Annotated in this window: 15 protein-coding genes and 1 pseudogene; 9 read left to right on the forward strand and 7 right to left on the reverse strand. The window is 64.8% G+C overall.

The genetic code is table 11. The features are described from left to right. The first annotated feature begins 87 nt into the window (after window positions 1-87). Entirely contained in the window at window positions 88-1,089 is a 1,002-nt protein-coding gene (locus G6N08_RS11375; RefSeq protein ID WP_163757362.1) for a 4-hydroxy-3-methylbut-2-enyl diphosphate reductase, read from the forward strand. 79 nt (window positions 1,090-1,168) lie between these two features. Here G6N08_RS11375 and G6N08_RS11380 read toward each other — a convergent pair whose 3' ends face one another. Continuing rightward, complete coding sequence (locus tag G6N08_RS11380) at window positions 1,169-2,248, reverse strand: DUF6542 domain-containing protein (RefSeq protein WP_163757363.1); 1,080 nt, start codon at window positions 2,246-2,248, stop codon at window positions 1,169-1,171. Window positions 2,249-2,386: 138 nt separating this feature from the next. On the opposite strand from G6N08_RS11380, the gene ychF reads away from it, so the two are divergent. From ychF to G6N08_RS11395, 3 genes are all read left to right on the forward strand, one after another. Beyond that, entirely contained in the window at window positions 2,387-3,460 is a 1,074-nt protein-coding gene (ychF, locus tag G6N08_RS11385) for a redox-regulated ATPase YchF (RefSeq protein ID WP_163757364.1), read from the forward strand. 118 nt (window positions 3,461-3,578) lie between these two features. After that, on the forward strand, window positions 3,579-4,061 hold the full coding sequence (locus G6N08_RS11390) for a peptidoglycan endopeptidase (RefSeq protein ID WP_371869056.1): 483 nt from the start codon (window positions 3,579-3,581) through the stop codon (window positions 4,059-4,061). 214 nt (window positions 4,062-4,275) lie between these two features. Further along, window positions 4,276-4,599 carry a putative quinol monooxygenase gene (locus tag G6N08_RS11395; protein WP_163760490.1) on the forward strand — a complete coding sequence of 108 codons (324 nt, stop codon included), beginning with the start codon at window positions 4,276-4,278 and terminating at the stop codon, window positions 4,597-4,599. Here G6N08_RS11395 and G6N08_RS11400 read toward each other — a convergent pair. Further along, window positions 4,596-5,276, reverse strand: coding sequence for a guanylate cyclase (locus G6N08_RS11400; RefSeq protein WP_163760492.1), 681 nt, complete (start codon window positions 5,274-5,276; stop codon window positions 4,596-4,598). The genes G6N08_RS11395 and G6N08_RS11400 overlap by 4 nt on opposite strands. A 54-nt stretch (window positions 5,277-5,330) precedes the next feature. Between G6N08_RS11400 and G6N08_RS11405 the strand changes: the two genes are divergently transcribed. Beyond that, window positions 5,331-5,540 carry a hypothetical protein gene (locus tag G6N08_RS11405; RefSeq protein ID WP_163757365.1) on the forward strand — a complete coding sequence of 70 codons (210 nt, stop codon included), beginning with the start codon at window positions 5,331-5,333 and terminating at the stop codon, window positions 5,538-5,540. A gap of 66 nt (window positions 5,541-5,606) precedes the next feature. Here G6N08_RS11405 and G6N08_RS11410 read toward each other — a convergent pair whose 3' ends face one another. Both G6N08_RS11410 and G6N08_RS11415 read right to left on the reverse strand, forming a co-directional pair. Beyond that, window positions 5,607-6,389 carry an RNA polymerase sigma factor SigF gene (locus G6N08_RS11410; RefSeq protein ID WP_281352787.1) on the reverse strand — a complete coding sequence of 261 codons (783 nt, stop codon included), beginning with the start codon at window positions 6,387-6,389 and terminating at the stop codon, window positions 5,607-5,609. 613 nt (window positions 6,390-7,002) lie between these two features. Next, window positions 7,003-7,821, reverse strand: a complete 819-nt coding sequence (locus tag G6N08_RS11415; RefSeq protein ID WP_163757369.1) for an adenylate/guanylate cyclase domain-containing protein — start codon at window positions 7,819-7,821, stop codon at window positions 7,003-7,005. 172 nt (window positions 7,822-7,993) lie between these two features. On the opposite strand from G6N08_RS11415, the gene G6N08_RS11420 reads away from it, so the two are divergent. Both G6N08_RS11420 and gnd read left to right on the forward strand, forming a co-directional pair. Further along, entirely contained in the window at window positions 7,994-9,397 is a 1,404-nt protein-coding gene (locus G6N08_RS11420; protein WP_163757371.1) for a glucose-6-phosphate dehydrogenase, read from the forward strand. 25 nt (window positions 9,398-9,422) lie between these two features. After that, a complete protein-coding gene (gnd, locus tag G6N08_RS11425; RefSeq protein ID WP_163757373.1) occupies window positions 9,423-10,451 on the forward strand; it encodes a phosphogluconate dehydrogenase (NAD(+)-dependent, decarboxylating) in 1,029 nt (342 codons plus the stop codon). Window positions 10,452-10,511: 60 nt separating this feature from the next. Here gnd and G6N08_RS11430 read toward each other — a convergent pair whose 3' ends face one another. The 3 genes and pseudogenes from G6N08_RS11430 to G6N08_RS11440 form a co-directional block, all read right to left on the reverse strand. Further along, complete coding sequence (locus G6N08_RS11430) at window positions 10,512-11,381, reverse strand: alpha/beta fold hydrolase (RefSeq protein WP_163760494.1); 870 nt, start codon at window positions 11,379-11,381, stop codon at window positions 10,512-10,514. Between the two features lie 96 nt (window positions 11,382-11,477). Beyond that, window positions 11,478-11,721: pseudogene (locus tag G6N08_RS20245) on the reverse strand (IS607 family transposase); the annotation flags it as partial. Then, window positions 11,699-11,866, reverse strand: coding sequence for a hypothetical protein (locus G6N08_RS11440; RefSeq protein ID WP_163757375.1), 168 nt, complete (start codon window positions 11,864-11,866; stop codon window positions 11,699-11,701). The gene G6N08_RS11440 and the pseudogene G6N08_RS20245, both read right to left, overlap by 23 nt. A gap of 37 nt (window positions 11,867-11,903) precedes the next feature. On the opposite strand from G6N08_RS11440, the gene G6N08_RS11445 reads away from it, so the two are divergent. Together G6N08_RS11445 and G6N08_RS11450 are read left to right on the forward strand one after the other, a co-directional pair. Then, window positions 11,904-12,545 carry an Rv1363c family protein gene (locus G6N08_RS11445; RefSeq protein WP_163757377.1) on the forward strand — a complete coding sequence of 214 codons (642 nt, stop codon included), beginning with the start codon at window positions 11,904-11,906 and terminating at the stop codon, window positions 12,543-12,545. Beyond that, window positions 12,542-13,108, forward strand: coding sequence for an Rv1363c family protein (locus tag G6N08_RS11450; RefSeq protein WP_163757379.1), 567 nt, complete (start codon window positions 12,542-12,544; stop codon window positions 13,106-13,108). Before G6N08_RS11445 ends, G6N08_RS11450 begins: the two co-directional genes overlap by 4 nt. Window positions 13,109-13,139 lie beyond the last annotated feature (31 nt).

Below are 13,139 nucleotides of genomic sequence, written 5' to 3' on the forward strand. Positions count from 1 at the left end.
AGTCCCAGACTGCCTTAAGCGGCGGTCAAGTCCAAGCTGACGGTGTGAGGTGGCGGCCCTGTGTCAGCAGAAAGTAGGCTCAGTGCCATGCCGCCGACCGTCGATATGGGGATTCCCGGCGCATCCGGTTCCGTCGCCAGCATCAACACCGGCAAAAGGGTGCTGCTGGCTGAACCGCGGGGTTACTGCGCCGGCGTGGACCGTGCGGTCGAGACCGTTGAGCGTGCGCTGGAAAAGCATGGCGCACCGGTGTACGTGCGGCACCAGATTGTGCACAACCGTCACGTGGTGGACAGCCTGGCTGAGGCCGGCGCGGTTTTCGTCGACGAGACCGACGAGGTTCCCGAGGGCGCCATCGTCGTGTTCTCCGCGCACGGCGTGGCGCCCAGCGTGCACGCGTCGGCCGCTGAGCGCAAGCTGCAGGTCATCGACGCCACCTGCCCGCTGGTCACGAAGGTGCACAACGAGGCCAAGCGTTTCGCCCGAGACGATTACGACATCTTGCTCATCGGTCATCAGGGTCACGAGGAAGTGATCGGTACCGCCGGGGAAGCCCCCGGACACGTGCAGATCGTTGACGGCCCCGAGGCCGTGGACCAGGTCCACGTTCGCGACGAGAACAAGGTGGTCTGGCTCTCGCAGACCACGCTCAGTGTCGACGAGACCATGACCATCGTGGAGCGGCTGCGTCAGCGTTTCCCCAAGCTGCAAGACCCGCCCAGCGACGACATCTGCTACGCGACCCAAAACCGCCAGGTGGCGGTCAAGGCGATGGCACCGGAGTGTGAGCTGGTGATCGTTGTCGGATCCTCGAATTCGTCGAACTCGAGGCGACTGGTCGAGGTGGCGTTGGGTGCTGGCGCTCAAGCCGCCCACCTGGTTGATAGTGCTGACGACATCGACACGGCCTGGTTGGAGGGTGTCACCACAGTCGGTGTCACCTCTGGCGCGTCGGTTCCCGAGGTGCTGGTGCGCGGTGTGCTTGATCGGCTGGCCGGCTGTGGCTATGACGTAGTCCAGCCGGTGACGACGGCCAATGAGACGTTGGTCTTCGCGTTGCCGCGAGAGATCCGCTCCGGCCGGCGCTGACGCGCCGACTGGCGGTGACACCCACGACGGTCACATCGACCGGCCCCGGCCTCCCGGGCTGTCGTGGACTCGCGAGAGGTCAGATGTCGTATTCCCAGGTTTCGGCGGTGGACGGTTGTGGCGGCCGGTACCGGTCCCGCGGCCGGGTGTCGGGCTCGTCCTCGGGGGCCGATCCGCGATAGCGCACCCGCGAAATCGGGTGATGGGTCGCGTTCACACTATTCGCCCCGGCCGATGCCGGCCGACGCAGCTGGGATTCATGGGTCTCCGGCGATTCCCGGGGCACATGCGGGTCGACGCGACCGCGACGGGGCCGACCCTGGCGCACGGGCGGATCGCGACGTTCCCGCAGCGGGTGGGCCCGCAGGTCAGAATCACGCGGCCAGGAGCGGCGGGTCGCCGCGGGTGGCTCCGCGGACGGCTCGAAACCGCGGGTGGACGTCGGACGCCGGCGTATGACACGGTCGTCGGTCCCGTCAGAGTCGCCCATCGCCGGTCGGGTATGCCGTGAGCGGCTCGGCGCGGCGCGCTGGGCAGCGCGACCGCCGCGGCGCCGGTCTGCCGCCCTCGACGAGCGGCTGACCGCGTGGACCCGATGTGAGCGGCCCGGGGAGACCGCCGCGCTTTTGTCCTCGGAACTGCGGCGGAAAATCGCGGCCAATGTGGCGATAATGGCGGGTTTCCCGGTCTGGGCGCTCGACGACTTCGCAGTGCTGGCCCTGCGCCGTGCCATTCCGAGATACCAGCGGGCTATCCCGATCAGCAACACGCCGGCCGACGTGAACAGCATCAGCGGAAAGCGCTCGATCAGCGGGTAGCCGCAGTTGATCACAATGTCTTTGACACCGGTAATTTTGGCTCCGTGGAACAGCCAGTACGCACCGGGCACGGTGAAAAACAAGATCAGCGGTGGCTGGACGACAGCGGTGAAGATCCCCGACTGCTGGACCGCCAGGACGGCCGCTACGCAGCCGGCCAGGTATAAGCCCGCGAAGACATTCGTCAGCTGTTTATTGCCCGATCCAGCATCGAAGGCGAAGCCGATGGCCGTGGCGGTCACAGCGGTCAGCACCGCTGCCCACCAGGGCACACCGGGGATATTGGGGTGAATTGAGCGGTGCGCTATCGCCACCGCTGACCTCGCCCGCTGCGCAGACACACGTCGACCGTACCGGCTTATCGCCCGAAGGGTTGGAAGGAGTCGGCCAGTCGTGCTGGCGTGCCATGTCTCCCGCTGCGAAGACCGCAGGGCCGGTGTGACGGCCGCGTTCTCGTCGCCGCCTAGACTTGGGTTCCGGTGAGCGTGAGCCTCGGTATCGTCGGTCTGCCGAATGTCGGCAAGTCGACGCTGTTTAACGCGCTGACGCGCAATAACGTGGTGGCCGCCAACTACCCGTTCGCGACGATCGAACCCAACGAGGGCGTGGTGCCGCTGCCCGATCCGCGGTTGGCGAAGCTGGCCGAGATGTTCCACTCGGATCGGATCGTTCCGGCGCAGGTGACCTTCGTCGACATCGCCGGCCTGGTCAAGGGAGCCTCCGAGGGGGCTGGGCTGGGGAATAAATTCCTGGCCCACATCCGCGAATGCGACGCGATCTGCCAGGTGGTACGAGTGTTTTCCGACGACGACGTCGCACACGTGTCCGGGCGGGTGGACCCCGAATCCGACATCGAGGTCGTCGAGACCGAACTGATTTTGGCCGACCTGCAGACGCTCGAGCGCGCGTTGCCGCGGCTGGAGAAAGAGGCCCGCACTCACAAGGAGCGGAAGCCGGTGTACGACAGCGCCGTGGCCGCCCGGCAGGTGCTCGACAGCGGGACCACATTGTGTGCCGCCGGGGTGGATGGTTCCGCGCTGCGCGAGTTGAATCTGCTCACCACCAAACCGTTCCTCTATGTCTTCAACGCCGACGAGTCCGTGCTGACTGATGCCGCCCGGGTCGCCGAGCTGCGTGAGCTGGTCGCACCCGCGGACGCCGTTTTCCTCGACGCCAGGATCGAGTCCGAGTTGACCGAGCTCGACGACCAGTCGGCCGCAGAGCTACTCGAGTCGATCGGGCAGGCCGAGCGGGGACTCGATGCGCTGGCCCGCGCGGGTTTTCACACGCTCAAGCTGCAGACGTTCTTGACCGCGGGGCCGAAAGAGGCACGGGCGTGGACCATTCACCAAGGCGCTACCGCACCAAAGGCGGCGGGAGTGATCCACAGCGACTTCGAAAGGGGCTTCATCAAGGCTGAGGTGGTCTCCTATGACGACTTGGTCACCGCAGGGTCGATGGCGGCCGCTCGGGCGGCGGGCAAAGTGCGGATCGAAGGTAAAGACTACGTGATGGCCGACGGTGACGTCGTCGAATTCCGGTTCCACGTATAAAAATCTTCCCTCATATGGCTATTTCGTATTTGTGTAACGTGTGCCATTATTTGGCCAGAAGGTGATGGACACCACAGATTTTTGGATGCGCTCGCCTATTTTGTTAATGTCGCGAGCCATGTTTTTGCTTGCGTCATTGATCACACTTATCAACCAGGTCTCGGGTACGCCATATGTCGCCGGTGGGGATTCTCCGGCCGGGACGGACTGCTCGGGCCTAGCATCGTGGATATCGAATATGGCGACTGGCCGGCCCGTTTTCGGTGACAGGTTTGACACAAGGAATGAGGAATCTGCTCTGTTGGAAAGGGGTTTTCGGTATGGCAGTGCACCTGGAGCCCTGGTCATCGGCTGGAATAGCTACCACACGGCGGTGACCCTTCCGGATGGGACTTCCGTGTCCAGCGGCGAGCCGGGCGGGGTGAAAATCGGTGGCGACGGAGCTTACCAGGCCCAATTCACCCACCATATGTATCTGCCGATAGCCGCCGAAGCGGCCGACGATTCGACGTCCGCGGATAGCGCTAACCCGACGCAGGATACACAGCCGCCGGTTGCCGATTCAGAACCGGGTGGTGACCTCGGTAGTGCCGACGTCTAATGGGGTGTTCTGCCCGGACCGGCCCCTCGGACGTTCTGTATCAGCGGCGACGCACCGAACAGCCGGCCCAGAGACCTCGCTGAACCCGGCGAGCATGGGCGGGTGTTGACGAGCTATCATCGCACCGCGGTTGGTCTGCCATCGCGGCCGCGGCACGAGTGCCCGCCGGCATCGGTCAACGGGTGTGGCGGGCGTGCGACCCGAGGGGGTGGCAGTGATCTTCATCGTCGTCAAGTTCGAGACCAAACCTGACTGGACCGACCGGTGGCCGGATCTGGTGGGCCCGTTCACCGCGGCCACCCGCGCTGAGGACGGCAACCTGTGGTTCGAATGGTCGCGCAGCCTGGAGAACCCCGCCGAATACGTCCTTGTCGAAGCGTTCCGTGACGCAGACGCCGGTAACGCGCACGTGAACAGCGAGCATTTCAAGCGGGCCATGGGGGAGCTGCCGCAGGCGTTGGCGTCGACACCCAAGATCATCAGTCAGACGATCGACGCCACCGGGTGGTCGGAGATGGCCGAGATGTCGGTCGGCTAGCCAATGACCACAGCAATCTCGTCGCCCAGGCAATACCCGGGCGTGAGCGGGAGTTTGTCACCGCTCCAAAACGAACCGGGATCGAACCAGTTCGGGTACTTCTCTGTGGTGAGCAGCCCCATCTCCTCGTAGGTGAGCGCTACCGTTTCTGCACAGTAGGCGGTTTCCAGGCCGGTCACGCGCCGCTGCGCCTTGCGTCGCTGTGTCGACTCGCGGATCTTCCTGTCAACCAGCGGGATTCCCCGTACCCAGTCGTAGGCAGTCGGGATGCGGCCGCGCAGCCAGCGGCCGGTGAGCCGCGCGGTAGCAGGAAACGGGATACCGTCCATTCGTGCGATGACGCGCAGTAACCGGTCCTCCTGGTCGCGGTTCGCATAGGGGGTGAGCTGGCGCAGCCAGCACTGCTGGCGGTAGCGGTCCATCCACTGCTCGACGGCTTGGCGGGCGTCGTTGAGCTGCACGCCGCGATGGTTGGTGCCAGTCCAGACATCGATGAGCTTGTCACCGAGTTCGGCATGCCAAAGCAGCGGTGGCAAATCGTCGATGGCGACTGTCATGCCGACATGGTTCACCGGCGCATTCGTCAATGCCTGGATGGCTCGGTCTGCACCCGAAGCGCCGCGAAACAGCCAGATGTCGCCGGTCCGGGTTTGCTCCAATGCCTGTTCCAGGGTCACCGAACTCTCCACAAGCGCAGCTTAGGCACACCCGGACCCAGATAGCCTGGGGCAATGCGCAACGGGTGGAAGTGGCTGGGACTGGCCGGTGTCGTGGGTGTTGCCGCCGGGGGAGTGCTGGTTATTCGCGATCAGCGCAAACGAAATGCCTACACGCCCGAAGAAATCCGGGACCGGTTGCACCAGCGGTTGGCCGAACTCGAGAGCCGCCGCCCGGCGACGATGCGGCCCGCGCAGCGGGGTGAGGAGCAGCCGGGCCATTGACTGGGCGCCCGAACGTGCCTAACGACGATGGGTCACAGAAAAACTGAGAGGTAGCCGAGCGGGCGCCTATTGCAACTGGTCTCGCAGCCGTGCGAGGGATTTGGCGAGCAGGCGTGACACGTGCATCTGGGAGATCCCGATCCGCTCAGCGATCTGGGTCTGGGTCATCGACTCGAAGAACCTGAGCACCACCACTGTTCGTTCGCGCTCGGGTAACGCGCTGAGCAAGGGACGCAGCGCCTGCTGGTTTTCGATCCGCTCCAGCCGGGTATCGACGTCGCCGAGGGTGTCGGCGATGGCGCGGACGTCGTCGTCACCGCCGCCGCTGCCGCTGTCGATCGACAACGTGTTATAGGAGCTGCCCGCCACCAGGCCCTCGACCACCTCAAGACGGTCCATGTCGAGTTCCTCGGCCAGTTCTGAGGCGGTGGGCGCCCGCCCGAGCCGTTGCGACAGCTCCGCAGTGGCGGTGCCCAGTCGCAGGTGCAGCTCCTTGAGCCGCCGCGGAACCTTCACCGACCAGCTGTTGTCCCGAAAGTGGCGCCGGACCTCGCCCATGATGGTCGGGACCGCAAAAGACACGAAATCGGATCCCGCGCCCACATCGAACCGCGCGACCGCGTTCACCAGCCCCACCCGTGCCACCTGCACGAGGTCCTCACGCGGCTCGCCGCGGCCTTCGAAGCGCCGCGCGATGTGATCGGCCAACGGCAAACAGCGTTCCACGATCTTGTCGCGCTGACGCTGAAACTCCGGCGAGCCGGCATCAAACGCGGCCAGCTCACCAAACATGTCCACAACATCGGCGTAGTCATTCGATCGCAGCGCTGGACCTCCCACAGCGATCACCTCCGCCAGATCGGTGTTAGCCGCGACACCAGCAGCCGTCAGCCGGGTGGTGGCGGTGGCAGTGGGCCCAGTCGTCTGCGCAACCGGGAGGGCGTACGGCCCCAGCGCATCGGACAAAACGGCGGTACCGCGCCCGCGAACCGCGCTGCGAAGTGCCGGGTGCATCACAATCAACTGGTCCGCCGCCCATATTAAGTCGCTAGTTGAGAGAGAGCACATCATCTAAGCGTTTTTTCAGGAGATCTCTATGAAATTCGTAAGCCAAAATAGTTACCCAGTGAGATTGCCTACATCTGGGCCGGGCAGCTGACCATATTCATGGCAGCCAGATCCACTCGATCCGTCATCAGGGTGCGCGTAACTCCGTGGATAAGTATCTCAGTACCACGTCATCTGCGTATTGGGATTCGTGGATAACACGCTGCTGAATCAGGAATTCCGGCATTTCCGGATTTATGTGGCTTTGCGGCCGGGCAAAAAGCTAGTCGCCTGACACTTGCTCGTGCTTCTCACCGGTGCCAAACCAGATTGAGCGACGACAATGCGGTAATGGTTCTCCGCGCGAATCGCTGGGCACTGGGGTGATCCGGAAATTCGGTCGCCGAGCGACCGGTCACCGTCGAGTGTCGACCCGGTACAGGCGGTGACGGCCGGTGAAGCCCTTCAGCTCGGTGTCGCGACCCTCGTCGAAGCAGAGCTCGCCGCCGTCGCTGACGGCGTCTCGTACGGGCTGACTGACCAGGATTTCGCCGCCTGCAGCCTGTCCGGCGATACGTGCCGCCATCGCGACGTTGCGACCGAAGAGATCGTCACCACGGCGCACCGACCGGCCCATGTGGATGCCTATCCGCACGCGCAGGCCGTTATTCCGCTTACTGGTTGCCTGGCCGTGGAGGGCGCGCTGGATAGCTATGCCGCACCGGACCGCCTGCTCGGCCTGCGAGAAGGCGATCATGAAGCCGTCACCTTGACTTTTCACCACGTGTCCAGCGTGCTGGTCGACAAGTCGGCGCACCAGCTTATCGTGGGCGGCGATCAACTTGACCCACGCACGATCGCCAATTTTTTCGTTGAGCGCGGTGGACCCCTCGATATCGGTGAAGAGGATAACCACCCGTCCATCGTGGGTGACGCGGGCGAGATCGGGACGCTCGACTTCTGCCCAGTCGGCGAGTTCCTCGATGGAACTGCGCACCGCGGCCCCTAAACCTTCTCGGCGCACCAGGTTAGCCGTGTGCCAAACCGTCTTGACAGCTTCGCGACTACTGGCCAGCAGCCGGTTTCGGGTGTCGACTCGGCGCCGCAACGCGTCGGCCTCACGCCGGCTGCGGACCAGCAGACCCGACACCGCGACCAGGCCCGCTGCTTCGATCACCGCGAGAGCAGCGAGAGCATAGACCGCGCTCGCCGGGGCAGCACCCATACCCGGCATTCTTGCCGACGCGGGCCGCGGGTCGGTGACACGCCGCGTGGGTTGGTGTGCTCTCCGGTCGATCGCGCACCGCCGTACCGGCCGCGGTTGTTACCCAAACCGACCTTGCCTAGGGTTGAGCTTGGCCGCCGCGGGGAGCGAGTTATCGGTGCGATGTCATGGAGGTAGTGGATTGGCCGTACGCGGTGGCGGTTCCGCAGATCTGCTAGTGATCTTCGGGATTACCGGAGACCTGGCCCGCAAGATGACATTTCGGGCGTTGTACCGCCTGGAACGCCGCCGACTGCTGAAATGCCCGATCCTGGGTGTGGCCAGTGATGAGATAAGCCTCGAGGCGCTGGTCAACCGGGCGCGTGAGGCGATCCGTGCATCCGGTGAGGTGTTCGATGAGCGCGTGTTCGCCCGGCTGGCCAAGCGGCTGTCCTATCTGCACGGTGATGTCACCGACGAGGCACTCTACCTTTCACTTGCTGAACAGATCGGCTCCGACCGCTGCTGTCTGTACTACCTGGAAATGCCGCCGGCGCTGTTCGCCCCGATCGTGGAGAACCTGGGCAAGGCGGGCTTGTTGGAGCGCTCACGCGTCGCAGTGGAAAAACCTTTCGGCCACGATCTGGCTTCCGCGCGGGAGCTCAACAGCCGACTGCGCGCGGTGCTGAGCGAGGAGCAGATCCTGCGGGTGGATCATTTCCTGGGCAAGCAGCCGGTTGTCGAGCTGGAGTATTTGCGGTTTGCCAACCAGGCGCTGGTGGAGTTGTGGGACCGCCAGAGTATCTCGGAGATCCACATCACGATGGCCGAGGATTTCGGTGTCGATGACCGGGGCACGTTCTACGACGCAGTGGGCGCGCTGCGTGACGTGGTGCAAAACCACTTGTTGCAGGTGCTGGCCCTGGTGGCGATGGAGCCGCCGGTGGGTCCGAGCGCAGACGATCTCAACGATAAAAAGGCGGAGGTTTTCCGGGCGATGCCCGCGATGGATCCGGCGCGGTATGTGCGGGGCCAGTATCGGGGTTACACCGAGGTGCCGGGGGTGGCGGCCGATTCGCAAACCGAGACCTTTGTGGCGCTGCGGACAGAAATCGACAACTGGCGCTGGGTGGGTGTGCCGATCTTCTTGCGTGCGGGCAAGGCGCTGCCGGTGAAGGTAACCGAGGTCAGGTTGTTTTTGCATCGCACCCCGGCGTTGGCGTTCCTGCCCAGCCCCACTCGGGTGGCGCCCAACCAACTTGTGCTGCGCATCGACCCCGATCCGGGAATGCGCCTGCAATTGTCGGCCCGGGGCAGCCGCTCGTGGCAGGACGTGCATCTGGACTCCTCGTTCGCCGAGGATCTCGGCGAACCCGTGCGCCCTTATGAGCGTCTGCTGCACGCCGGGTTGATCGGCGACCACCAGCTTTTCGCCCGTGAAGACAGTATCGAGGAGACCTGGCGGATCGTGCAGCCACTGCTGGACAGGCCCGGTCAGGTGCACCCCTACGAACCCGGTTCGTGGGGGCCGCAGGCCGCCCAGTCACTGCAGCGTGACCACCACGGCTGGCGCGAGCCATGGCTGCCGAAGAGCAAACGGAGCTGAAAGTTCACCGAGAATTGGGGAGAAAATGCAGCTAGGAATGATCGGGTTGGGGCGGATGGGCGCGAACATTGTTCGGCGGGTGGTCAAAGACGGGCACCAGTGCGTGGTCTACGACCACAATCCTGACGCGGTCAAGGCGCTGGCGGGCGAGGACAACATCACCGGGGTGTCATCGCTCGCGGAGCTCGCCGAAAAACTCGCCCCCCCGCGACTGGTGTGGGTGATGGTGCCCGCGGGGGACATCACCACCGAGGTGATCACGCAGCTGGCCACCACACTGGCAGCGGGCGATGTCGTCATCGACGGCGGAAACTCCTACTACCGTGATGACATCCGGCATGCACAGATTCTCGCTGACAAGGGGATTCGTCTGCTGGACTGCGGCACCAGCGGCGGTGTGTGGGGCCGGGAGCGCGGCTACTGCCTGATGATCGGCGGCGACGCCGACGCGTTCGCGCACGCCGAGCCGATTTTCGCCACCGTCGCCCCGGGGGTGGATGCGGCGCCGCGCACCCCCGGCCGGCACGGCGAGGTCGCGCAATCGGAGAAGGGCTATCTGCACTGCGGCCCATCCGGGGCGGGACACTTCGTCAAAATGGTGCACAACGGTATCGAGTACGGGATGATGGCTTCGCTCGCCGAAGGGCTGAACATCTTGCGCAACGCGGACATTGGAACCCGCATCGAAAAGGGCAAGGGTGACGCCGAAACCGCACCGCTGGCCAATCCGGAGTTCTACCAATACACCATCGACATCCCCGAGGTCGCCGAGGTGTGGCGCCGCGGCAGTGTGATCGGTTCCTGGCTGCTGGACCTGACGGCGATTGCCCTGCACCAATCGCCGGAGCTGAGCGACTTCGCCGGGCGGGTCTCCGACTCCGGGGAGGGCCGATGGACCTCTATCGCCGCGATCGACGAAGGCGTACCCGCGCCGGTGTTGACGTCGGCGCTGTACTCGCGTTTCGCGTCGCGTCGTCTCGACGAGTTCGCCGACAAAGCACTGTCAGCAATGCGCAAACAATTCGGCGGCCACGATGAGAAACCGGGTGAGTAGCGCGGTCGAATGACCCGTTGTGTCATGGGTTTCCGAAAAATGCATTGTTCAACTGCTGTGTCACGGTGACCGCTTGACGAAGGCAGCGACCGCTTCGCTGAACGCGTCGTTGTCGTCACCGGCCGCCGTATGCCCGGCATCGGAGAGTTCGACGAATTCCGCGGTGGGCACTTTGGCCAGGAAATCGCGAACACCTTGGGGGCTGACCACGTCAGAAAGCTTGCCGCGGATCAGGAGGATCGGGATCTTCAGATTGATGGCCGCCTGCTCGAGCTTCTCGGTGCGCAGTGTGGGGTCGTCTCCGGGTTTGGTCATGAACGCCGGATCCCAGTGCCAATACCAGCGGCCATCGCGCAGGCGCAGATTCTTTTTCAGCCCTTCCGGACTGCGCGGCCTTCTGCGGTGCGGCAGGTATGCGGCGACGGCGTCGGCGGCCTGCTCGAGTGAATCGAAACCATGCAGATGGTTGAACATGAATTCGCGGATACGGGCGCTGCCGCTCTTCTCGAACCGCGGCACCACGTCGACCAGCACGAGTTTTGTCACCCGGTCCGGCCCGGCCCGGTCGGCAGCGAGAATGCCAGTGAGCCCGCCCATACTGGCCCCGATCAGCACCACCGGCCGGCCAATGGCGTCGAGGACATGCATGACGTCGGCGGTCAAGGTTTCAATGGCGTAGTCGGCACCGGGCGCGCGATCGCTGTCACCGTGTCCCCGGGCGTCGAGTGCGATGACGTGAAAACCCTCGTCGGCCAGTATTTGGCCGGTGTTCTTCCAGGAGAATCGGTTCTGGCCGCCGCCGTGCAGCATCAGTATGCTTGGCCGCTCAGCCGCTGAGCCTGAGCCGCGGTTCCACTCGTCGGCGACGAGAGTAATCCCGCCGACACCAGAAAATTCGACGGTCTGCGGTGTGCTGCTCCGGGTGCTCACGAATGTCCTCTCGGTTGCTACCCGCCTGACGTTACCGATAGCGGATCCTGCCCGGGCAGGGACCCGATCGGGCCGGCTCCTGCTCACCGTGGCGCGCGCGTTGAGGATCTCGGTCATATCGCGCACCGGGTCGTCATCGACCTCCGCCGAGCCCACCGCCACCAGCACACGGCCCTGCGCGGCCAGTGCCGCTTCGACATACCGCGCCGAGCGGCTCCTCATCGACGAGAATCAGCCCGCCCACATGCTGCGCCGGAACCGGCAACAACCCGGCCCGAAACCAGCGATACGCGGTCACCCGCGCAACACCGTTGCGCTCAGCCCACACCGCCAGATTCATACACCTGTTTCTGCAGCACACCACCGACAGCTACCGGCCACTCACCCCACAACAGCTGGCAGCCCTCAGCTGTGGTCGCGGTCGTGGGTGTCAAGTGATGCCGGGGCAGGTTAGGTTTGACGCCACGGGTACGGGTACCCCTCATCGGTCGAATTGTCCCGATGCGCCAACGAGGAGCCAACATGGCAGACGACGCCGCGACCCCGCGCCCGCAGGACACCGTTTCGGCGGCGGGCGCCTCGCCGCAGCGGGATGTGGATGAGCCGGCCGGCGACGGCGCTGAAGGGCAGCAAGCCGGCGCGGCCGGGCACAGTCCGCCGCCGGCCCCTGCCCGGCGCTTGATCCCGGTTGACCGGTGGGCGCTGGCGGCCGGGCTGGTATTTGTGGCAGCGCTGGCCGGGCTGGCCGGCTGGCTCGGTTGCCGCGCCTACGAAGGACACACTGCCGCGGCGAACCGTGACCTGTTCGTCCAGGCGGCGCGCCAGTGCGCGGTAAATCTCAGCACGGTCGACTATGAGCATGCCGACGCCGATGTGCAGCGCATCCTCGGCTTGGCGACCGGCACCTTTTACGAAAACTTCTCCCGCCGGTCACAAGCCTTCATCGACAATCTCAGGCAATCGCGGTCGAAACTGGTGGGCACCGTCGCCGAGGCCGGTCTGGAATCCGAGGCTGGCGACGAGGGCCACGTGCTTGTCGCGGTGACGGTGCAGCCGGTGGACGCCAAGACCGGCCAGGAGCAGCCGCAGGCGTGGCGGATGCGGATCACGGTGAAGAAGGTGGGCGGCGCAGCCAAGGTTTCTCACGTCGCGTTCGTATCATGACGAAGCAGCCGCACACCGGCCACGCCGGCACCAATGACGAGAACGCCGCGACGCAACGGACAACCGCGGCCCGGCGACGCGTCAACTGGGCGCACCTGGTGGTCTCCGCTGTGCTTCCCGGCCTGGCGCTGTTGCTCGCGGTGGTGGCAGGCGTGCTGAAGTGGGCGGATTCATCGATCCGGGAGGCCGACCTGGCCCGTCTCGAATCTGTCGCGGCCGCAAGGCAAACCACCAACGCCTTGCTGTCGTTTCGGTCCGACACCGTCGATAGGGATGTGGCAGCCGCACGCGACCGGTTGACCGGCGGCTTTCGCGAAACGTACACACAGGTGACTCAGGATGTGCTGATACCCAACGCGAAAGAAAAGCACATCTCCGCGGTTGCCGGGATCCCCGCAGCCGCTGCAGTGTCGGCGACCGAAAACCACGCCGTGGTACTGGTCTTCGTCGACCAGACCGTCATTGCGGGCACTTCCCCGCCGGCTCACGCCACCTCCAGCGTGCGGGTGACCCTCGACAAGGTCGGTGGACGTTGGCTGGTCTCCGGATTCGATCAGCTTTAGGTGGGACGTGAGCGCCGCTGATGCCGTTGGC

It is taken from the genome of Mycobacterium botniense (assembly GCF_010723305.1).
In the GTDB taxonomy this organism is placed as follows: Bacteria; Actinomycetota; Actinomycetes; order Mycobacteriales; family Mycobacteriaceae; genus Mycobacterium; species Mycobacterium botniense.

What these genes read in the sequence shown, in the direction of transcription:
- G6N08_RS11375 (WP_163757362.1), top strand. Translation starts at nt 88, where the DNA reads ATGCCGCCGACCGTCGATATGGGGATTCCCGGCGCATCCGGTTCCGTC.
- G6N08_RS11390 (WP_371869056.1), top strand. Translation starts at nt 3,579, where the DNA reads ATGTTTTTGCTTGCGTCATTGATCACACTTATCAACCAGGTCTCGGGT.
- G6N08_RS11405 (WP_163757365.1), top strand. Translation starts at nt 5,331, where the DNA reads ATGCGCAACGGGTGGAAGTGGCTGGGACTGGCCGGTGTCGTGGGTGTT.
- G6N08_RS11415 (WP_163757369.1), bottom strand. Translation starts at nt 7,821, where the DNA reads ATGCCGGGTATGGGTGCTGCCCCGGCGAGCGCGGTCTATGCTCTCGCT.
- gnd (WP_163757373.1), top strand. Translation starts at nt 9,423, where the DNA reads ATGCAGCTAGGAATGATCGGGTTGGGGCGGATGGGCGCGAACATTGTT.
- G6N08_RS11440 (WP_163757375.1), bottom strand. Translation starts at nt 11,866, where the DNA reads ATGAGGGGTACCCGTACCCGTGGCGTCAAACCTAACCTGCCCCGGCAT.
- G6N08_RS11445 (WP_163757377.1), top strand. Translation starts at nt 11,904, where the DNA reads ATGGCAGACGACGCCGCGACCCCGCGCCCGCAGGACACCGTTTCGGCG.
- G6N08_RS11450 (WP_163757379.1), top strand. Translation starts at nt 12,542, where the DNA reads ATGACGAAGCAGCCGCACACCGGCCACGCCGGCACCAATGACGAGAAC.